The following is a 14,965-nucleotide window of genomic DNA, read 5'->3' as shown; positions in this document are numbered from 1 at the left end:
ATTTTGCCGTCCCCCTCACCCAGCACACAACATTCGTCGGTGGCGGAACGCCGAACAGCGCATGCTGCGTGCCGGCACGCGCTAGGCTCCTGTCGATGCCGCAGAGTGGTTGTCGATGAGCCTGAGCTTCGATCCCGATACAATCCCCCTTCCCGTCGGCCATTTCATCGGCGGGGAGTTGATTCCGGCTGAGGGCGGAATCGAGATGCGCCGCCCGTCGGACGGCAAATCATATGTTTCCTGTCCCGTGGCCGGCATAGACATGGTCGAGCGTGCGGTGGAGAGCGCCAAGGCGGCGCTGAGGGCCAGCAACTGGGGCGGCGTCCGGCCGCGTGAGCGCACCAAGGCACTCCAGGCCTGGGCCGATCTGATCGAAGCGGAAGCGGCAACACTAGCCAGGATCGAGGCGCTGTGCTCGACGCGGCCCGTCGGCCAACTCGTCGCCGGCGACATAGCCATTACCGCCGAGCAAATCCGTTTCTTTGCCGAATTCGCCGACAAGGAAGGCAGCGAGCTCGCGCCCACCGACGACGCCAGTCTCGGCATGATCATGAGCGAGCCCTATGGCGTGGTCGGTGCGATCACGCCCTGGAATTTTCCGATCTCGATGGCTGGATGGAAGCTCGGTCCGGCATTGGCCGCGGGCAACGCGGTCGTGCTGAAGCCGTCGGAAATGACGCCCTTTTCGGCAGTCTATATGGCGCAACTCGCCGTTAAAGCGGGCCTGCCCGCAGGGCTCATAAACGTCGTGCTGGGAGACGGTCCGATAACCGGCACGGCGCTGACCGGCCATCCCGAGATCGCCAAGGTGAGCTTCACCGGCTCGACCCGCGCCGGATCGGCGATCATGGAGAATATCGCCCGCACCGGCGTCAAGCCAATGACGCTTGAACTCGGCGGCAAGAGCCCGCAGCTCGTCTTTGCCGATGCCGATCTCGACAAGGCGGCATCAGCGATCGCCGGCAGCGTCACCTTCAATGCCGGCCAGGCCTGTGTGGCCGGCACGCGGCTGATCGTCGAGAAGAGCGTGGCCGACAGGCTGACAGCCGCCATCCTGGAACGGATGAAGGCGGTGCGGCCCGGCCCGACCTGGGACGCGACGACGCAGTACTCCCCCATCGTCTCGGAACGGCAGCGGGCGCGTATCGACGGCATCGTGCGGGCCGCGGTTGAGGCCGGCGGCGAATGCCTGACTGGCGGCACCGCCATGGGCCATGCCGGCTATTTCTACGAGCCGACGCTGATTAGAGATGTCGACCAGGCCAATCCGGCGATCGTCGAGGAGATCTTCGGCCCGGTCCTGACGATGCAGACCTTCGAGACCGAGGAGGAGGCGCTGGCGCTGTCCAACCATCCGACCTACGGGCTGGCTGCCGGCCTGTTCACCTCCGACCTGTCCCGCACCATCCGCTTCGCGCGCAAGCTTGAAGCGGGCACCGTCTGGGTCAACCGCTACAGCCGCTCGCGCGACCATATCCTGCCGACCGGCGGCTACAAGCGTTCCGGCATCGGCAAGGACCTGGGCCGCGAGGCCTATCTCGCCAATCGAAGGACCAAGAGCGTCCTGATCAGCCTCTAGAGAGATGCCGATGAAGTCCTATTCGATCGCCCTGATCCCCGGTGACGGCATCGGCCCCGACGTGACCGCCGCTGCCTGGTCCGTGCTGCAGACGGCGGCCAATCACGCCGGCTTTGCCTTGGCCGGAACCGAATTCCCCTGGTCCTGCAAATTCTACCGGGATACCGGCCGCATGATGCCGGAGGACGGCGTCCAGACCTTGCGCGGCTTCGATGCCATCCTGCTCGGTGCCGTCGGCTGGCCGGCAGAAGTGCCGGATTCCGTTTCGCTGCATGGTCTTTTGCTGCCGATCCGCAAGGCGTTCGTGCAATACGCCAACATAAGGCGGCATCGCCTGCTGCCGGGCGTGACGGGTCCGCTGCGGGCTGAGAGCTTCGACATATTGTGCATCCGCGAGAACACGGAAGGCGAGTATTCGGGCGCCGGCGGGCGTGTGCATCAAGGCACTCTGGACGAGGTCGCCGTGGAGACCTCGATCTTCACCCGCGCCGGCGTCGAGCGCATCCTGCGCTTCGGCTTCGAGCAGGCGCGGACACGGCGCGGCAAGCTCGCCTCCGTCACCAAGTCCAACGCGCAGAAATACTCGATGGTGTTCTGGGACGAGATCACGCGAAAGCTGGCTGCGGAGTACTCTGACGTGGCTGTGACCAGCTATCATGTCGATGCGCTGGCCGCGCGCATGATCATGGCGCCGGAGAGCCTCGACGTGGTCGTCGCCTCCAACCTGTTCGGCGATATCCTCACCGACATCGGCGCGGCGATCCAGGGCGGGCTTGGCTACGCCGCCTCCGCCAACATCAACCCCGACCGCTCGGCGCCGTCCATGTTCGAGCCGGTGCACGGCTCCGCACCAGACATCGCGCATCTGGGCATCGCCAACCCGATCGCCACCATATGGTCCGGCGCGATGATGCTCGAACATCTCGGCGAAACGGCTGCGGCCGGCCGCGTCATGAAGGCGGTCGAAGCGACAACCGCGCGCGGCATTGGAACCGCTCCCGGGAAGGACAGGACGGAAGCCATCACAGCGGCCGTCGTCGCCGCACTCACCTGATTGCAAGGCATTTTTCGATGAAAAACCTGAAAGACGAAGATCTCTTCCGCGAAGCCGGCCTGATCGGCGGCAGATGGGTCGCCGCCGGCTCCGGCAAAACCGTCGATGTGCTCGACCCGGCCACTCAATTGGCGATCGGCACAGTACCCGACATGGCCGGTACGGAGACCCGTGCGGCGATAAAGGCCGCGGCTTCCGCCTATGGAGATTGGAGGAAGAAGACCAACGCCGAACGCGCGGCGCTCCTGGAAGCATGGCATGGCCTGATGCTGGCGCATCTTGACGATCTCGCGCTGATCCTCACGACGGAACAAGGCAAGCCCCTGGACGAGGCCAAGGGCGAGATCCGCTACGGCGCATCCTTCGTTAAATGGTTTGCCGAGGAAGCGCGCCGCATCAACGGCCACACCATCCCCTCGCCCACATCCGACCGCCGCATCATCGTCCTGAAGGAGCCGGTGGGCGTCTGCGGCATCATCACGCCGTGGAACTTTCCCAACGCGATGATCACCCGCAAGGTCGCGCCGGCGCTGGCCGCCGGCTGCACGGTGGTTATCAAGCCGTCCGAGTTCACGCCCTATTCGGCGCTGGCGCTCGGCGTACTCGCCGAACGGGCGGGCATCCCCGCCGGCGTCATCAACATCGTCACCGGCATGCCAGCCGAGATCGGCAACGAGATCATGGCGAACGAGACGGTGCGCAAGATCTCCTTCACTGGCTCGACGCGGGTCGGCTCGCTGCTCATGCGCGGCGCGGCCGACAGTGTGAAGCGCTTGAGCCTCGAACTTGGCGGCAACGCGCCCTTCATCGTCTTCGACGACGCCGATCTCGATCTCGCCGTCGAGGGCGCGCTCGTCTCGAAGTTCCGTAACGGCGGCCAGACCTGCGTCTGCGCCAACCGCATCCTTGTCCAGGCCGGAGTCTATGACGCCTTCGCCTCCAAGCTAAGCGCCCGCGTCAACGCCATGACGGTGGGGCCCGGCACGCTGCCTGGCATCGCCATCGGACCGATGATCAACATGGCTGCGGTCGAAAAGATAAACCGCCACGTCGAGGACGCGCTCGCCAAGGGTGCTGAGATCATCACGCAGAAGCCGGCTTTGCCGGAGGGCCTGCAATATGTCGCGCCGCTAGTGCTGACCGGCGCCACGAACGACATGCAGCTTGCCGACGAGGAGACCTTCGGCCCGGTCGCACCGCTTTTCCGTTTCGAGACGGAAGAGGAAGCGATCGCGCTGGCCAACGGTACACCCTACGGGCTTGCCTCTTACTTCTACACCGAAAATTTGAAACGCGCCTGGCGCGTCGGCGAGGCACTGGAGTTCGGCATGGTTGGGCTCAACACCGGCTCGGTCTCGATGGAGGTGGCGCCCTTCGGCGGCGTCAAGCAGTCCGGCCTCGGGCGCGAAGGCGCGCAGGCGGGCATCGAGGAATATCTCGAGATGAAAAGCTTCCACATCGGCGGGCTGGGCTGAAGCCGACCCGGTCGGATCGGAGGTCACTGGATCCGGTCTAGCGCCTTATAATAGAGGCCGATCATAGGCAGGAACCACGGCTTGCCCGAATAGCCCGGGATGGCAGGCCACTCGAGTCCTTTCAGCGGATTGCGGTCGTCGCGGCCAAGCATGGCATCGGCCAGGACCATGCCGAGATGCGTGGAAAGCTGCGCACCGTGGCCGGAATAGCCCATCGCATACCAGACCCCGTCATGGTAGCCGGCCCGCGGAAAGCGGTCCTTGGTCATGTCGACCAGCCCGCCCCAGCAATAGTCGATCTCGACCTTGGCGAGTTGCGGGAAGATCGTGGCCAGGCTTGCCTGCAATATCTGGCCGCTCCTGGCGTCGGAGCGCTGGTCCGATGTCGCGGAGAAGCGAGCGCGGCCGCCGAAGATCAGGCGATTGTCAGGCGAAAGCCGGAAGTAGTTGCCGATGTTCATCGATGTCACGCATGTCCGGTTGCCCGGCATGGTCGTGGCGATCTCGGTGTCGCTCAACGGCCGCGTGGCGATGATAAAGCTGCCGACGGAGATGATCCTGCGGCGGAAATAGCCGAACCCGGGCGTGGTATAGGCGCCGGTCGCCACCAGCACATTATCGGCACTGATGCGGCCACGCGACGTGGTCAACTCATGCCTTTTTCCCACCTGCTTGCGATCCGTCACCGCCGCGTTCTCATGGATAATTGCGCCGTGACGGGCAGCCGCCGTGGCCAGCCCGGCTACATAGCGGCCCATATGCATCATGGCGCTCTTCTTCGACAGCATCGCGCCATGGAAAGGCGAACCGATTTCGGATTTCAGAGCATCTACCGACAGCAGCGCCGTATCCGGATCCACCTCGGCATGGATGGCTTCGAAGTTGCGGGCGATCGCTTCGAAATGCTGCGGCTTGGAGGCGAGCTTGAGCTTGCCGGCGCGGCGGAAATTGCAATCGATGCCCTCATGCGCGACCAGTGCCTCGATGGTGTCGACGGAGTCGTCCAGAGCCCGGTAGAGCGCGATCGCGCGTTCCTTGCCGAGTTCCGCCTTGGCAGAGAGGTAGCTGTGGGCAAGCCCGTTGTTCAGATGCCCGCCATTGCGACCCGATGCACCCCAGCCCACCCGCTCCGCCTCCAGCACCGCCACCTTCGCGCCGGCCTTCGCCAGTTGGCGCGCGGCGGCGAGACCGGTAAAGCCGCCGCCGATGATGGCGGCATCATAGTGCCCCTCGACCGGGTGTTGCGCCCCGCCGGTAAAGACGGGAGCCGTGTCGTGCCAGTAGGAGACGAACTTCATCGGCAATCCGCCTGTTTTAGAGACCGACCACGCCTGGAAGGCCCAAAATGTCCGATATCTCGACATAGCCGTAGTACGGGTTGGCCGGTTCGTGGCCGCGGTTGACCCAGACCTTGTTCTTGATGCCGAGGTCATGCGCCGACATCAGGTCGTAGCGGAACGAGGACGAGCAGTGAAGAATGTCCTCCGGGCCGCAGCCCAGCCTGTCGAACATGTATTCGAACGCTTGGAAACGGGGCTTGTAGGCCTGCGCCTGCTCGGCCGTATAGACGGCATGGAAGGGCGCGCCGAGCTTCTCGACGTTGGACATGATCTGCGCGTTCATGGCGTTGGACAGGATGACCAGCGGAATTTCCTTGGCGACCTTCGCCAGGCCGGCCGGGACATCCGCGTGAGGCCCCCAGGTCGGCACACGCTCATAGACCATCCTGGCGTCATCGGGCCTGAAGGCGACGCCATTGCGCTTGCAGGCGCGCTCAAGCGCATTGTGGACGACGTCGGCATAGGGCTTCCAGTCGCCCAGGATCTCGTCGAGCCGATATGCCGCGAAATTCTTGATGAACTCCTGCATGCGCGGCTCGTCGAGCCGGCTGCCGTAGAAGTCGCGCGCCGCTTCCGCCATCTGGAAATGGGTCAACGTGCCGTAGCAGTCGAAGGTGATGTATTTGGGCCTGAAGGAAGCCATGTCCGTCGATCTCCGGTGGAAGCACATCCGCGCTGGGATGTATTTCATCATAGGCCGCCGGGCGGCGAGCCACCTGACCGAAATAGCCTTCCCGAAAGCAGAAAGTTTCGTATCCGCCTGCTGGTTTGGCACGCTGTAGCATCCCGATGGCCAATGAGTGTGCCTTTCTCGACCTGAAACGCATCCGCCATGGGCGACACCAGCACAAGATGCGGCGCACCGCTCGCGCTACGGCGAATGATACCGCCGAAGCCAGCGCCTTCAGACGATCTGCGGCGCGCCGATGGTCGAGACTTACGGCAGACGGAAGGATGCCTCATGCAGCAGGATGAAATCGAACTCCGAGCGTTCGGGCCGGACCATATCGAGGGCGCCGTCGCGCTTTCGCGTCAGGAGAACTGGCCGCATCGCCCGCAGGACTGGCAGATGGCGTTGCAACTCTCCAGCGGCGCGGTCGCCCTCGGCGATCACGGTCGGGTCGCTGGAACCATCCTGGTTACGCCCTATGGCGATAATTGCGCCATGATCAACATGGTGATTGTCGACAGGAATGTGCGAGGCAAGGGGCTCGGCCGCCGGCTGATGGAGCAGGCCTTCGCCCTTGCCGAAGACCGTCCACTGCGGCTAGTCGCGACGCGGGATGGCATGCCTCTCTACGAGAAACTAGGCTTTGTGCCCTCCGGCACGGTCCTGCAGCATCAGGGCCAGGTCGCGGAGCTTCATGCGCCTGCCGGGGTGGAGGCCGCGGCCATTGTCGACCTGCCGGAAATCAAGGCGATGGACCGCGACGCCTATGGCGCGGACCGTGAAGCTCTGATCGATGCGCTTGCCGAGCGCGGGGAATTCGCCGTCGTCCGCCGCAACGGCACCCTCGAGGCCTATGCGGCGATCCGCCCGTTCGGACGCGGCGAGGTGATCGGCCCCGTGATCGCCGGAAGTGTCGAGGACGCCAAGGGCCTGATCAGCTTTTTCGCCGCGTCGCGCCTCCGCGCCTTCCTGCGCGTGGATACCGACAGCAGGAGCGGCATCGCCGATTGGCTCACAGAAATCGGCCTCGCCCATGTCGGCGGTGGCGTGACCATGGACCGTCCGTCCAGGCCGGACGCGGCACAGGCGCGGCCAAAAGTTTACGCACTCGCCAACCAGGCGCTCGGCTAGAGTCGGATGATTTCGGATCGAGTGGATCCGAATTCTGAATCCGACTCTAAATCAAAGGGATAGAGCATGATGTCGTCCGAAAGCCGCTTCAGACTTTTCGGCATCATGCTCTAGCCGGAGGTATCAATGCTCGCCAATTCCCTGATCGAACTCGACCGCGCCCATCTTATTCATCCGGTTTCGTCATATCGCGGCCACGAGGCGCTCGGCGTGCGCGTGCTGAAATCGGCGAAGGGTGCGACCGTGACCGATGCGTCCGGTAAGCAACTCGTCGATGGTTTCGCAGGATTGTGGTGCGTCAACGCAGGCTACGGCCATGACAGCATCATCGAGGCCGCGGCCCGGCAGATGCGCGAGCTTCCCTACGCCACCGCCTATTTCGACCTCGGCTCGGAGCCAGCCATCCGGCTCGCCTCAGAACTGGCCGAGCGCGCACCCGGGGATCTGAACCACGTCTATTTCACCCTTGGTGGGTCGGACGCGGTCGACAGCACGATCCGTTTCGTCCGCTACTACTGGAATGCCAGGGGCGAGCCGCAACGCGACCAGTTCATTTCGATCGAGCAGGGTTATCACGGGTCGTCGGTGGTCGGCGCGGGCCTGACCGCACTGCCCGCTTTTCACGCCGGTTTCGGCATTCCCTTCGAATGGCAGCACAGGATTCTTTCCCCCTATCCCTACCGCAACCCGGTGGGCGAGGACGGCGACGCCATCATCGCCGCATCGCTTGGCGCGCTGAAGGCCAAGATCGAGGCGATCGGCCCGGAGCGGGTCGCCGCCTTCTATGCCGAGCCAATCCAGGGCTCTGGCGGTGTCATCGTCCCCCCGAAAGGCTGGATCAAGGCGATACGCGAGCTTTGCCGGGAGTACGGCATCTTGTTCATCGCCGACGAGGTGATCACCGGCTTCGGCCGCACCGGGCCCCTGTTCGCCTGCACGGAGGAGGACATCGTTCCCGACTTCATGACGACAGCGAAGGGCCTGACCTCGGGCTATGTTCCGATGGGCGCGGTGTTCATGGCCGATCATGTCTACGACGTGATCGCCGACGGCGCGGGCGCTTCGGCGGTCGGCCACGGCTACACCTACTCCGCCCATCCCGTCAGCGCCGCCGTCGCGCTCGAAGTGTTGAGGCTCTATGAAAATGGGCTTTTGGAGAACGGCATCAGGGCCGGCGCACGCCTGATGGCGGGATTGAACAGCCTGAGCGACCATCCGCTCGTCGGTGAGGTGCGCGGCCGCGGCATGCTTGCAGCGGTCGAACTGGTGACTGATAAGCAGAAGAAAACACCGCTTCCCGCTTCGGCCATGCCGGCGCGGCGGGTCTTCGACAGGGCGTGGGACAATGGCCTCATCATCCGTGCCTTCGCGCATGGGGTTCTCGGCTATGCGCCGCCGCTGTGCTGTACCGACAGCGATATCGATGCGATCATCGAGCGCACGCGCCGAACTCTCGACCAGACGCTGGACGATCCAGACGTCCGCCAGGCCATGGCATGACGAGCGACGAATTTTTCACATCTCGAAATATCGCCGGGGCGGACGATTTCGCAATTTTGTGCCGCGCACTTGCGCCTTTTCGGCGAATCCAGCGCGGAGGAAGTGCCAGACTGCAGTTAAGACAAGGCCAGAAAGCCCGATTTCCGGGCCTTCGGAAACGGCCGACGCCCCGGGCAGCACGGAATTTTGTTCTGTTCAGCACATGCATTTCGGCAGCGCGCAGAGGAGAGCCAGTCTTGGCCAGGGGCTTTAGCGAATTCAAATACATGACTTTCGATGTGGTCGGCACGCTGATCGACTTCGAAGGCGGTATAATGACCTGCCTGGCTGGCATTGCCGCCGAGGCCGGTGTTTCGATCGACAGCGAAGAGGCGCTCGTCCTTTACCGGCAGGCCCGCTACATGCCCGATGCAGGTTTGTTTCCCGACGATCTCGTGCGTGTCTACAGTATCATCTCGCCGCGGCTCGGCCTGCCGACCGAAGAGAAATATGGTGTCCGACTGCGGGATTCAGCCAGCATTTGGAAGGACTTCCCCGACAGCGCGGCGGCATTGGCCGACCTTGCGAAGTCGCACAAGCTGATCGCCACGACGAATGCCCGGCGCTGGGCGCTTGACCATTTCGAGAAGCAGCTCGGATTATCCTTTTTCGCCACCTTCACGGCCGACGATACCGGCACGGAAAAACCCGACCCGGCCTTTTTTCAGAAGGTCTTCGACTTCGTGGCTGTCCGTGGCGACAGCAAGTACGACATCCTGCACGTCGCGCAAAGCCAGCACCACGACATCGGCATATCCCGGACGCTTGGCATGACCAATTGCTGGATCGAGCGCCGGCATGCGCAGAAGGGCTATGGCGGCACGATCGAGCCTGAGCGCTTCACCGTGCCGGACTATCACTTCAAGTCGATGGCCGCATTGGCTGTGGCCGTGCGGGAAAGCCTGAAGGAACGAACCTGAGCCAGGCCGGAAAGCGCGCGGCAAGACGAGCATCCAGGCGAACCAACGGAAAACAGAAAAGGGGAATGACATGACCGACAAGATCACGAACTGGACCGGAGCAGACGATGCAATGGTCGAAAATGCCATTCGACGGGGCGCCAACCGTCGCGAACTCCTCAAGATGCTGCTGGCCGGCGGCGCTGCGGTTGCTGCGGGCAGCTTGGTGCTCGGCCGAGCGACCCAAGCCGTCGCCGCCACGCCTGTTTCCGGCGGAAATTTAAAGGCGGCCGGCTGGTCGTCCTCGACCGCCGACACGCTCGACCCGGCAAAGGCGTCGCTCTCCACCGACTATGTCCGCTGCTGCTCGCTCTATAACCGCCTGACCTTCCTCGACAAGGATGGCAAGACGCAGATGGAGTTGGCCGAGAGTTTCGACAGCAAGGACGCCAAGACCTGGACCGTGAAGCTGCGCAAGGGCGTCACCTTCCACGACGGCAAGGACCTCACCGCCGAAGACGTCATCTTCTCGCTGAAGCGCCACCTTGACAAGGCGGTCGGCTCCAAGGTCGCCAAGATCGCCGCGCAGATGACCGGCTTCAAGGCGGTCGACAAATCGACCGTCGAAATCACCCTCGCCGATCCGAATGCCGACCTTCCGACCATCCTGGCATTGCATCACTTCATGATCGTGGCGGATGGCACCACCGACTTTTCCAAGGGCAACGGCACGGGCGCCTTCGTTCTCCAGACGTTCGAACCGGGCGTGCGATCGGTCGTCACCAAGAACAAAAACTACTGGAAGTCGGGCAAGCCCTATCTGGACTCGTTCGAATTCATTGCCATCAGCGACGACAGTGCCCGCGTCAATGCACTCTTGTCAGGGGACATCAATTTCGCCGCTTCGATCAATCCACGTGCGATGAAGCTCATCTCCGGCCAGCAGGGTTTCGAATTGTCGAAGACAACCTCGGGCAACTACACGGATCTCAACATCCGGCTCGACATGGATCCAGGCAACAAGGCCGACTTCGTGGCCGGCATGAAGTATCTCGTCAATCGCGAGCAGATCGTCAAATCGGCACTGCGCGGCCTCGGTGAAATCGGCAACGACCAGCCTGTCTCGCCGGCGAACATCTTCCACAATGCCGACCTCAAGCCGAAGGGTTTCGACCCCGACAAGGCGAAGTTCCACTTCCAGAAGGCGGGCCTGCTCGGCCAGTCAATCCCGGTGGTCGCGTCCGACGCCGCGACCTCGTCGATCGACATGGCTGTCATCATCCAGGCCGCCGGCGCCGACATCGGCATGAAGCTCGACGTCCAGCGCGTCCCGGCAGACGGCTACTGGGACAATTACTGGCTCAAAGCGCCGGTCCATTTCGGCAACATCAATCCGCGCCCGACCCCGGACATCCTGTTCTCGCTGCTTTATGCCTCCAACGCGCCCTGGAACGAAAGCCAGTACAAGTCCGAGAAGTTCGACAAGTTGCTTGTCGAAGCTCGCGGCTCGCTCGACCAGGCCAAGCGCAAGGAAATCTACAACCAGATGCAGGCCATGGTCTCCGAGGAGGCGGGCACCATCATCCCGGCCTACATTTCCAACGTCGATGCGCTATCCAGCAAGGTGAAGGGTTTGGAGGCGAACCCGCTTGGTGGCATGATGGGCTACGCAATGGCCGAACACCTCTGGCTCGAATCCTGAGAGGGTCCTGCCCGGGGACCGGACAGCCGGTCCCCGGCACCTATTGCGCAACATGGCTTGGCCGAACGCAACCGCAGGAGCGCTTCCATGACGTCTGGGGTTCTAAACCTCGTGTTGAAGCGGCTGGCGATCGCGGTCGTCACCCTTCTGATCGTCCTGTTCGCGGTTTTCTTCGCCACCAGCATGCTGCCTGGCGACACCGCGTCGATCCTGCTCGGCCAGGCGGCGACCCCCGAAGCGGTCGCCGGCCTGCGCGAGGCCATGCATCTCAACGATCCTGCGATCCTGCGCTTCCTGCTCTGGCTCGTGGGCCTGCTGCACGGCGACCTCGGCACGTCCTACGCCAACAATATGCCCGTCGCGGCACTGATTGGCGGACGCCTGCTCAACACAATGGAGCTCGCAGGCATCACCACGCTGCTCTCGGTGCCGCTGGCGCTGATGCTCGGCATCACCGCCGCGATGCTGCGGGGTTCCTTCTACGACCGCACCGTCACCATCCTTTCGATCGGCATCATCTCCGTACCGGAATTCATGGTCGCGACTCTCGCGGTGCTGCTGTTCGCGGTCTATCTCAGATGGCTACCTGCGTTGTCCTCGGTCAACGAGGCTCATTCGCTGACCGACATCTTGCGCATTTATGCGATGCCTGTGATCACGCTTACCTTCGTCATCTCCGCCCAGATGATCCGCATGACCCGCGCCGCGGTGATCGAAACGCTCTCCACGCCTTATGTCGAGATGGCGCTTCTCAAGGGTGCTTCGCGCAGCCGCATGGTGCTGAAGCACGCGCTTCCCAATGCGCTCGGGCCGATCGTCAACGCGGTCGCGCTGTCGCTGTCCTACCTGGTCGGCGGCGTCATCATCGTGGAGACGATCTTCAACTATCCCGGCATCGCCAAGCTGATGGTTGACGCGGTTGCGACCCGCGACCTGCCGCTGATCCAGAGCTGCGCCATGATCTTCTGTCTCGGCTATCTCCTGCTCATCACCGCCGCAGACATCATCGCCATCATGTCCAACCCGAGGCTCAGATGATGGCGGCACGCGTCGTAGCCTCCCGACGGTCGTTCCTGGGCCACAGCTACAATCTCGTGGGCGTGATCGCCGCGCTGGTCATCCTGACATGGACGCTGATAGCCATCTTCGCGCCCTACATCATTCCCCATTCGATCGGCGACATCGTCGACGACGATTATTTCGGCCCGATCCGCCAGGGGCTGTGGCTCGGCTCGGACTATCTGGGGCGCGACATGCTCTCGCGGGTGCTGATGGGCGCGCGCTATACCGTCGGCATATCGCTTGCCGCCGTCGTCATCGCCTGCTTTTCCGGTGTCGTGCTCGGCATGATCGCGGCCGTCACCGGCGGCTGGCTCGACACCTGCCTCAGCCGCTTCCTCGACGCCATGAACTCCATTCCCAGCAAGCTGTTCGGCCTTGTTGTCGTTGCGGCAGTCGGCTCATCGATCCCAGTGTTGATCCTGACGCTCGCCGTCATCTATACCCCGGGCGCCTACCGGTTCGCACGGGCGCTCGCCGTCAACATCAACACCATGGACTTCATGACCGTCGCCCGTGTCCGTGGCGAGAGCATTATCTATCTCATCGGCTCCGAGATCCTGCCCAACATCATCCGCCCAGTGCTGGCCGATTTCGGCCTGCGCTTCGTCTTCATCGTGCTGTTGCTTTCCGGCCTGTCATTCCTAGGGCTTGGGTTGCAGCCGCCGCTCGCCGATTGGGGGGCGCTGGTGCGCGAAAATATCGGCGGCCTACCTTTCGCAGCGCCCGCTGTCATCGTGCCCTCGCTGGCGATCGCCAGCCTCACCATCAGCGTCAACCTGCTGATCGACAATTTGCCGAACAAGATCAGGGACAGGGACGCATGACCAATCTCGTCGAGGTCAGGAACCTGAAGATCGAGGCAACGACCGACGCCGGGCGGATTGTCGAAATCATCAAAGGCGTCAGCCTCGATATAGCCGACGGCGAGATCGTCGCCCTCATCGGTGAGAGCGGCTCCGGCAAGACGACTGTGGCGCTCTCGCTCATGGGGCACGCCCGGCCAGGCTGCCGGATCACCGGCGGCGAGATCAACGTCAACGGCAAGAACATGGCAGCACTTTCCGAAAAGGAGCGCGCCAAATTACGCGGTACCGACATCGCCTATGTTCCGCAAAGTGCCGCCGCGTCCTTCAACCCCGCGTCCACCATCATGGAGCAGGTGATCGAGGTGACGCGGATCCACAGACTGATGCCTCCCGAACAGGCTCGAAAGCGCGCGATCGCGCTGTTCAGGGCCTTGTCACTACCCGATCCCGATGGGATCGGCGGCCGTTATCCACACCAGGTTTCGGGCGGACAATTGCAGCGGCTCTCGGCGGCCATGGCGCTGATCGGCGATCCCAAGCTGGTCATATTCGACGAGCCGACGACAGCCCTCGACGTGACGACGCAGATCGACGTGCTGAAGGCATTTAAATCGGTTATGCGGGCGGGCGGCATAGCGGGCGTCTACGTTTCCCACGACCTCGCGGTCGTCGCCCAGATCGCCGACCATATCGTGGTGTTGAAGGGTGGCGAAGTGCAGGAGACCGGCACCACGGCTCAAATTCTTTCGGCTGCCCAGCACCCCTATACGCGCGAACTGTTGGCCGCGTTCGAACCGAAGCGGCGGCAAGCGCATGCGGACACGAATGCGGCAACCAAGCAGCTGCTGCGCATCGACGATTTGACGGCCGGCTACGGCGCGGTTCGGGATGACGGACTGCCCCTCATCCGTGCCGTCAACTCCGTCAGCCTGGTCGTGGAGAAGGGGCGCAATCTCGGCATCATCGGCGAATCCGGCTGCGGAAAATCGACGCTGGCGCGGGTGATCGCCGGCATCCATCCGGCGGCCGCCGGCGAGATCGTCTTCGATGGCAAGGAACTGCAGCGCGCGGCGGGCAAACGCACCCAGGACCAGCTGCGCGAGATGCAGATCGTGTTCCAGTACGCCGATACCGCGCTCAATCCGGCCAAGCCAGTGGAAGACATCATCGCCCGTCCGCTGGCCTTCTACCACGGGCTCGACAGACAGACGCGGTCGAAGCGCGTCGACCAACTGCTCGACATGGTGCGCCTGCCCAAGACGTTGCGCTACCGCCATCCATCCGAGCTCTCGGGTGGCCAGAAGCAGCGCGTGAACTTCGCGCGCGCGCTGGCGGCGGACCCCAAGCTGATCATCTGCGACGAAATCACCTCGGCACTCGACACGGTGGTGGCGTCCGCGGTGATCGAGCTGCTCAAGGAGCTGCAACGCGAGCTGGGGCTCTCCTACATCTTCATCAGCCACGACCTCTCGGTCGTCGAGGCCATCTGCGACGAGATCATGGTCATGTATAATGGGCAGCGCGTGGAGCAGATCACGCCCGACAAGGTCAAGGCAGCCACCCACCCCTATTCCAAGCTTCTGTTCTCCTCGGTGCCGAAACTCGATCCCGCATGGCTCGACGGCCTCGTCCGCGATCCCGAACTGGTCAGCCAGTACGGCCACCGCTGACTACCTCGGGAACAGGCTGGGCAGCGGCATCGAGGTCA

At 63.3% G+C, this 14,965-nt stretch carries 13 protein-coding genes; 11 read left to right on the top strand and 2 right to left on the bottom strand.

What is annotated here, in order from left to right:
* The first annotated feature begins 115 nt into the window (after window positions 1–115).
* The 3 genes from C7I87_RS03370 to C7I87_RS03360 are packed head-to-tail and all read left to right on the top strand — an operon-like array spanning window position 116 to window position 4,108.
* Window positions 116–1,579: an aldehyde dehydrogenase family protein gene (locus tag C7I87_RS03370; RefSeq protein ID WP_149902862.1), complete on the top strand. Its 1,464-nt coding sequence runs from the start codon at window positions 116–118 to the stop codon at window positions 1,577–1,579.
* 10 nt (window positions 1,580–1,589) lie between these two features.
* On the top strand, window positions 1,590–2,633 hold the full coding sequence (locus C7I87_RS03365) for a tartrate dehydrogenase (protein ID WP_149902861.1): 1,044 nt from the start codon (window positions 1,590–1,592) through the stop codon (window positions 2,631–2,633).
* Between the two features lie 17 nt (window positions 2,634–2,650).
* The gene (locus C7I87_RS03360; RefSeq protein ID WP_149902860.1) at window positions 2,651–4,108 is read left to right on the top strand and encodes an NAD-dependent succinate-semialdehyde dehydrogenase; all 1,458 of its coding nucleotides are present in this window, start codon (window positions 2,651–2,653) and stop codon (window positions 4,106–4,108) included.
* A gap of 23 nt (window positions 4,109–4,131) precedes the next feature.
* Here C7I87_RS03360 and C7I87_RS03355 read toward each other — a convergent pair whose 3' ends face one another.
* A complete protein-coding gene (locus tag C7I87_RS03355; RefSeq protein WP_149902859.1) occupies window positions 4,132–5,406 on the bottom strand; it encodes an NAD(P)/FAD-dependent oxidoreductase in 1,275 nt (424 codons plus the stop codon).
* Window positions 5,407–5,422: 16 nt separating this feature from the next.
* Window positions 5,423–6,091 (bottom strand): haloacid dehalogenase type II, encoded by a 669-nt coding sequence (locus tag C7I87_RS03350; RefSeq protein ID WP_149902858.1) that lies wholly within the window; start codon window positions 6,089–6,091, stop codon window positions 5,423–5,425.
* On the opposite strand from C7I87_RS03350, the gene C7I87_RS35095 reads away from it, so the two are divergent.
* The 8 genes from C7I87_RS35095 (at window position 6,090) to C7I87_RS03315 (ending at window position 14,927) form a co-directional block, all read left to right on the top strand.
* The gene (locus C7I87_RS35095) at window positions 6,090–6,230 is read left to right on the top strand and encodes a hypothetical protein (RefSeq protein WP_188393716.1); all 141 of its coding nucleotides are present in this window, start codon (window positions 6,090–6,092) and stop codon (window positions 6,228–6,230) included. The two genes, C7I87_RS03350 and C7I87_RS35095, sit on opposite strands and share 2 nt — an antisense overlap.
* A gap of 179 nt (window positions 6,231–6,409) precedes the next feature.
* Entirely contained in the window at window positions 6,410–7,249 is an 840-nt protein-coding gene (locus tag C7I87_RS03345) for a GNAT family N-acetyltransferase (RefSeq protein WP_149902857.1), read from the top strand.
* 126 nt (window positions 7,250–7,375) lie between these two features.
* The gene (locus C7I87_RS03340; RefSeq protein WP_149902856.1) at window positions 7,376–8,749 is read left to right on the top strand and encodes an aspartate aminotransferase family protein; all 1,374 of its coding nucleotides are present in this window, start codon (window positions 7,376–7,378) and stop codon (window positions 8,747–8,749) included.
* Window positions 8,750–9,015: 266 nt separating this feature from the next.
* A complete protein-coding gene (locus C7I87_RS03335) occupies window positions 9,016–9,708 on the top strand; it encodes an HAD-IA family hydrolase (RefSeq protein ID WP_373424618.1) in 693 nt (230 codons plus the stop codon).
* 70 nt (window positions 9,709–9,778) lie between these two features.
* Window positions 9,779–11,389 (top strand): ABC transporter substrate-binding protein, encoded by a 1,611-nt coding sequence (locus tag C7I87_RS03330; protein WP_149902855.1) that lies wholly within the window; start codon window positions 9,779–9,781, stop codon window positions 11,387–11,389.
* 87 nt (window positions 11,390–11,476) lie between these two features.
* Window positions 11,477–12,427: an ABC transporter permease gene (locus C7I87_RS03325; RefSeq protein ID WP_149902854.1), complete on the top strand. Its 951-nt coding sequence runs from the start codon at window positions 11,477–11,479 to the stop codon at window positions 12,425–12,427.
* On the top strand, window positions 12,424–13,275 hold the full coding sequence (locus C7I87_RS03320; protein WP_149902853.1) for an ABC transporter permease: 852 nt from the start codon (window positions 12,424–12,426) through the stop codon (window positions 13,273–13,275). Before C7I87_RS03325 ends, C7I87_RS03320 begins: the two co-directional genes overlap by 4 nt.
* A complete protein-coding gene (locus C7I87_RS03315) occupies window positions 13,272–14,927 on the top strand; it encodes an ABC transporter ATP-binding protein (RefSeq protein WP_149902852.1) in 1,656 nt (551 codons plus the stop codon). The genes C7I87_RS03320 and C7I87_RS03315 overlap by 4 nt, the downstream gene beginning before the upstream one ends.
* Window positions 14,928–14,965 lie beyond the last annotated feature (38 nt).

This window comes from Mesorhizobium sp. SARCC-RB16n (assembly GCF_008520305.1).
GTDB lineage: Bacteria > Pseudomonadota > Alphaproteobacteria > Rhizobiales > Rhizobiaceae > Mesorhizobium.
This window is presented reverse-complemented; position numbering and strand designations above follow the sequence as displayed.

Excerpts from the sequence above, each read along its gene's own strand:
- C7I87_RS03370 (WP_149902862.1), top strand. The coding sequence starts at position 116 with ATGAGCCTGAGCTTCGATCCCGATACAATCCCCCTTCCCGTCGGCCAT.
- C7I87_RS03365 (WP_149902861.1), top strand. The coding sequence starts at position 1,590 with ATGAAGTCCTATTCGATCGCCCTGATCCCCGGTGACGGCATCGGCCCC.
- C7I87_RS03360 (WP_149902860.1), top strand. The coding sequence starts at position 2,651 with ATGAAAAACCTGAAAGACGAAGATCTCTTCCGCGAAGCCGGCCTGATC.
- C7I87_RS03355 (WP_149902859.1), bottom strand. The coding sequence starts at position 5,406 with ATGAAGTTCGTCTCCTACTGGCACGACACGGCTCCCGTCTTTACCGGC.
- C7I87_RS35095 (WP_188393716.1), top strand. The coding sequence starts at position 6,090 with ATGTCCGTCGATCTCCGGTGGAAGCACATCCGCGCTGGGATGTATTTC.
- C7I87_RS03350 (WP_149902858.1), bottom strand. The coding sequence starts at position 6,091 with ATGGCTTCCTTCAGGCCCAAATACATCACCTTCGACTGCTACGGCACG.
- C7I87_RS03345 (WP_149902857.1), top strand. The coding sequence starts at position 6,410 with ATGCAGCAGGATGAAATCGAACTCCGAGCGTTCGGGCCGGACCATATC.
- C7I87_RS03340 (WP_149902856.1), top strand. The coding sequence starts at position 7,376 with ATGCTCGCCAATTCCCTGATCGAACTCGACCGCGCCCATCTTATTCAT.
- C7I87_RS03335 (WP_373424618.1), top strand. The coding sequence starts at position 9,016 with ATGACTTTCGATGTGGTCGGCACGCTGATCGACTTCGAAGGCGGTATA.
- C7I87_RS03330 (WP_149902855.1), top strand. The coding sequence starts at position 9,779 with ATGACCGACAAGATCACGAACTGGACCGGAGCAGACGATGCAATGGTC.
- C7I87_RS03325 (WP_149902854.1), top strand. The coding sequence starts at position 11,477 with ATGACGTCTGGGGTTCTAAACCTCGTGTTGAAGCGGCTGGCGATCGCG.
- C7I87_RS03320 (WP_149902853.1), top strand. The coding sequence starts at position 12,424 with ATGATGGCGGCACGCGTCGTAGCCTCCCGACGGTCGTTCCTGGGCCAC.
- C7I87_RS03315 (WP_149902852.1), top strand. The coding sequence starts at position 13,272 with ATGACCAATCTCGTCGAGGTCAGGAACCTGAAGATCGAGGCAACGACC.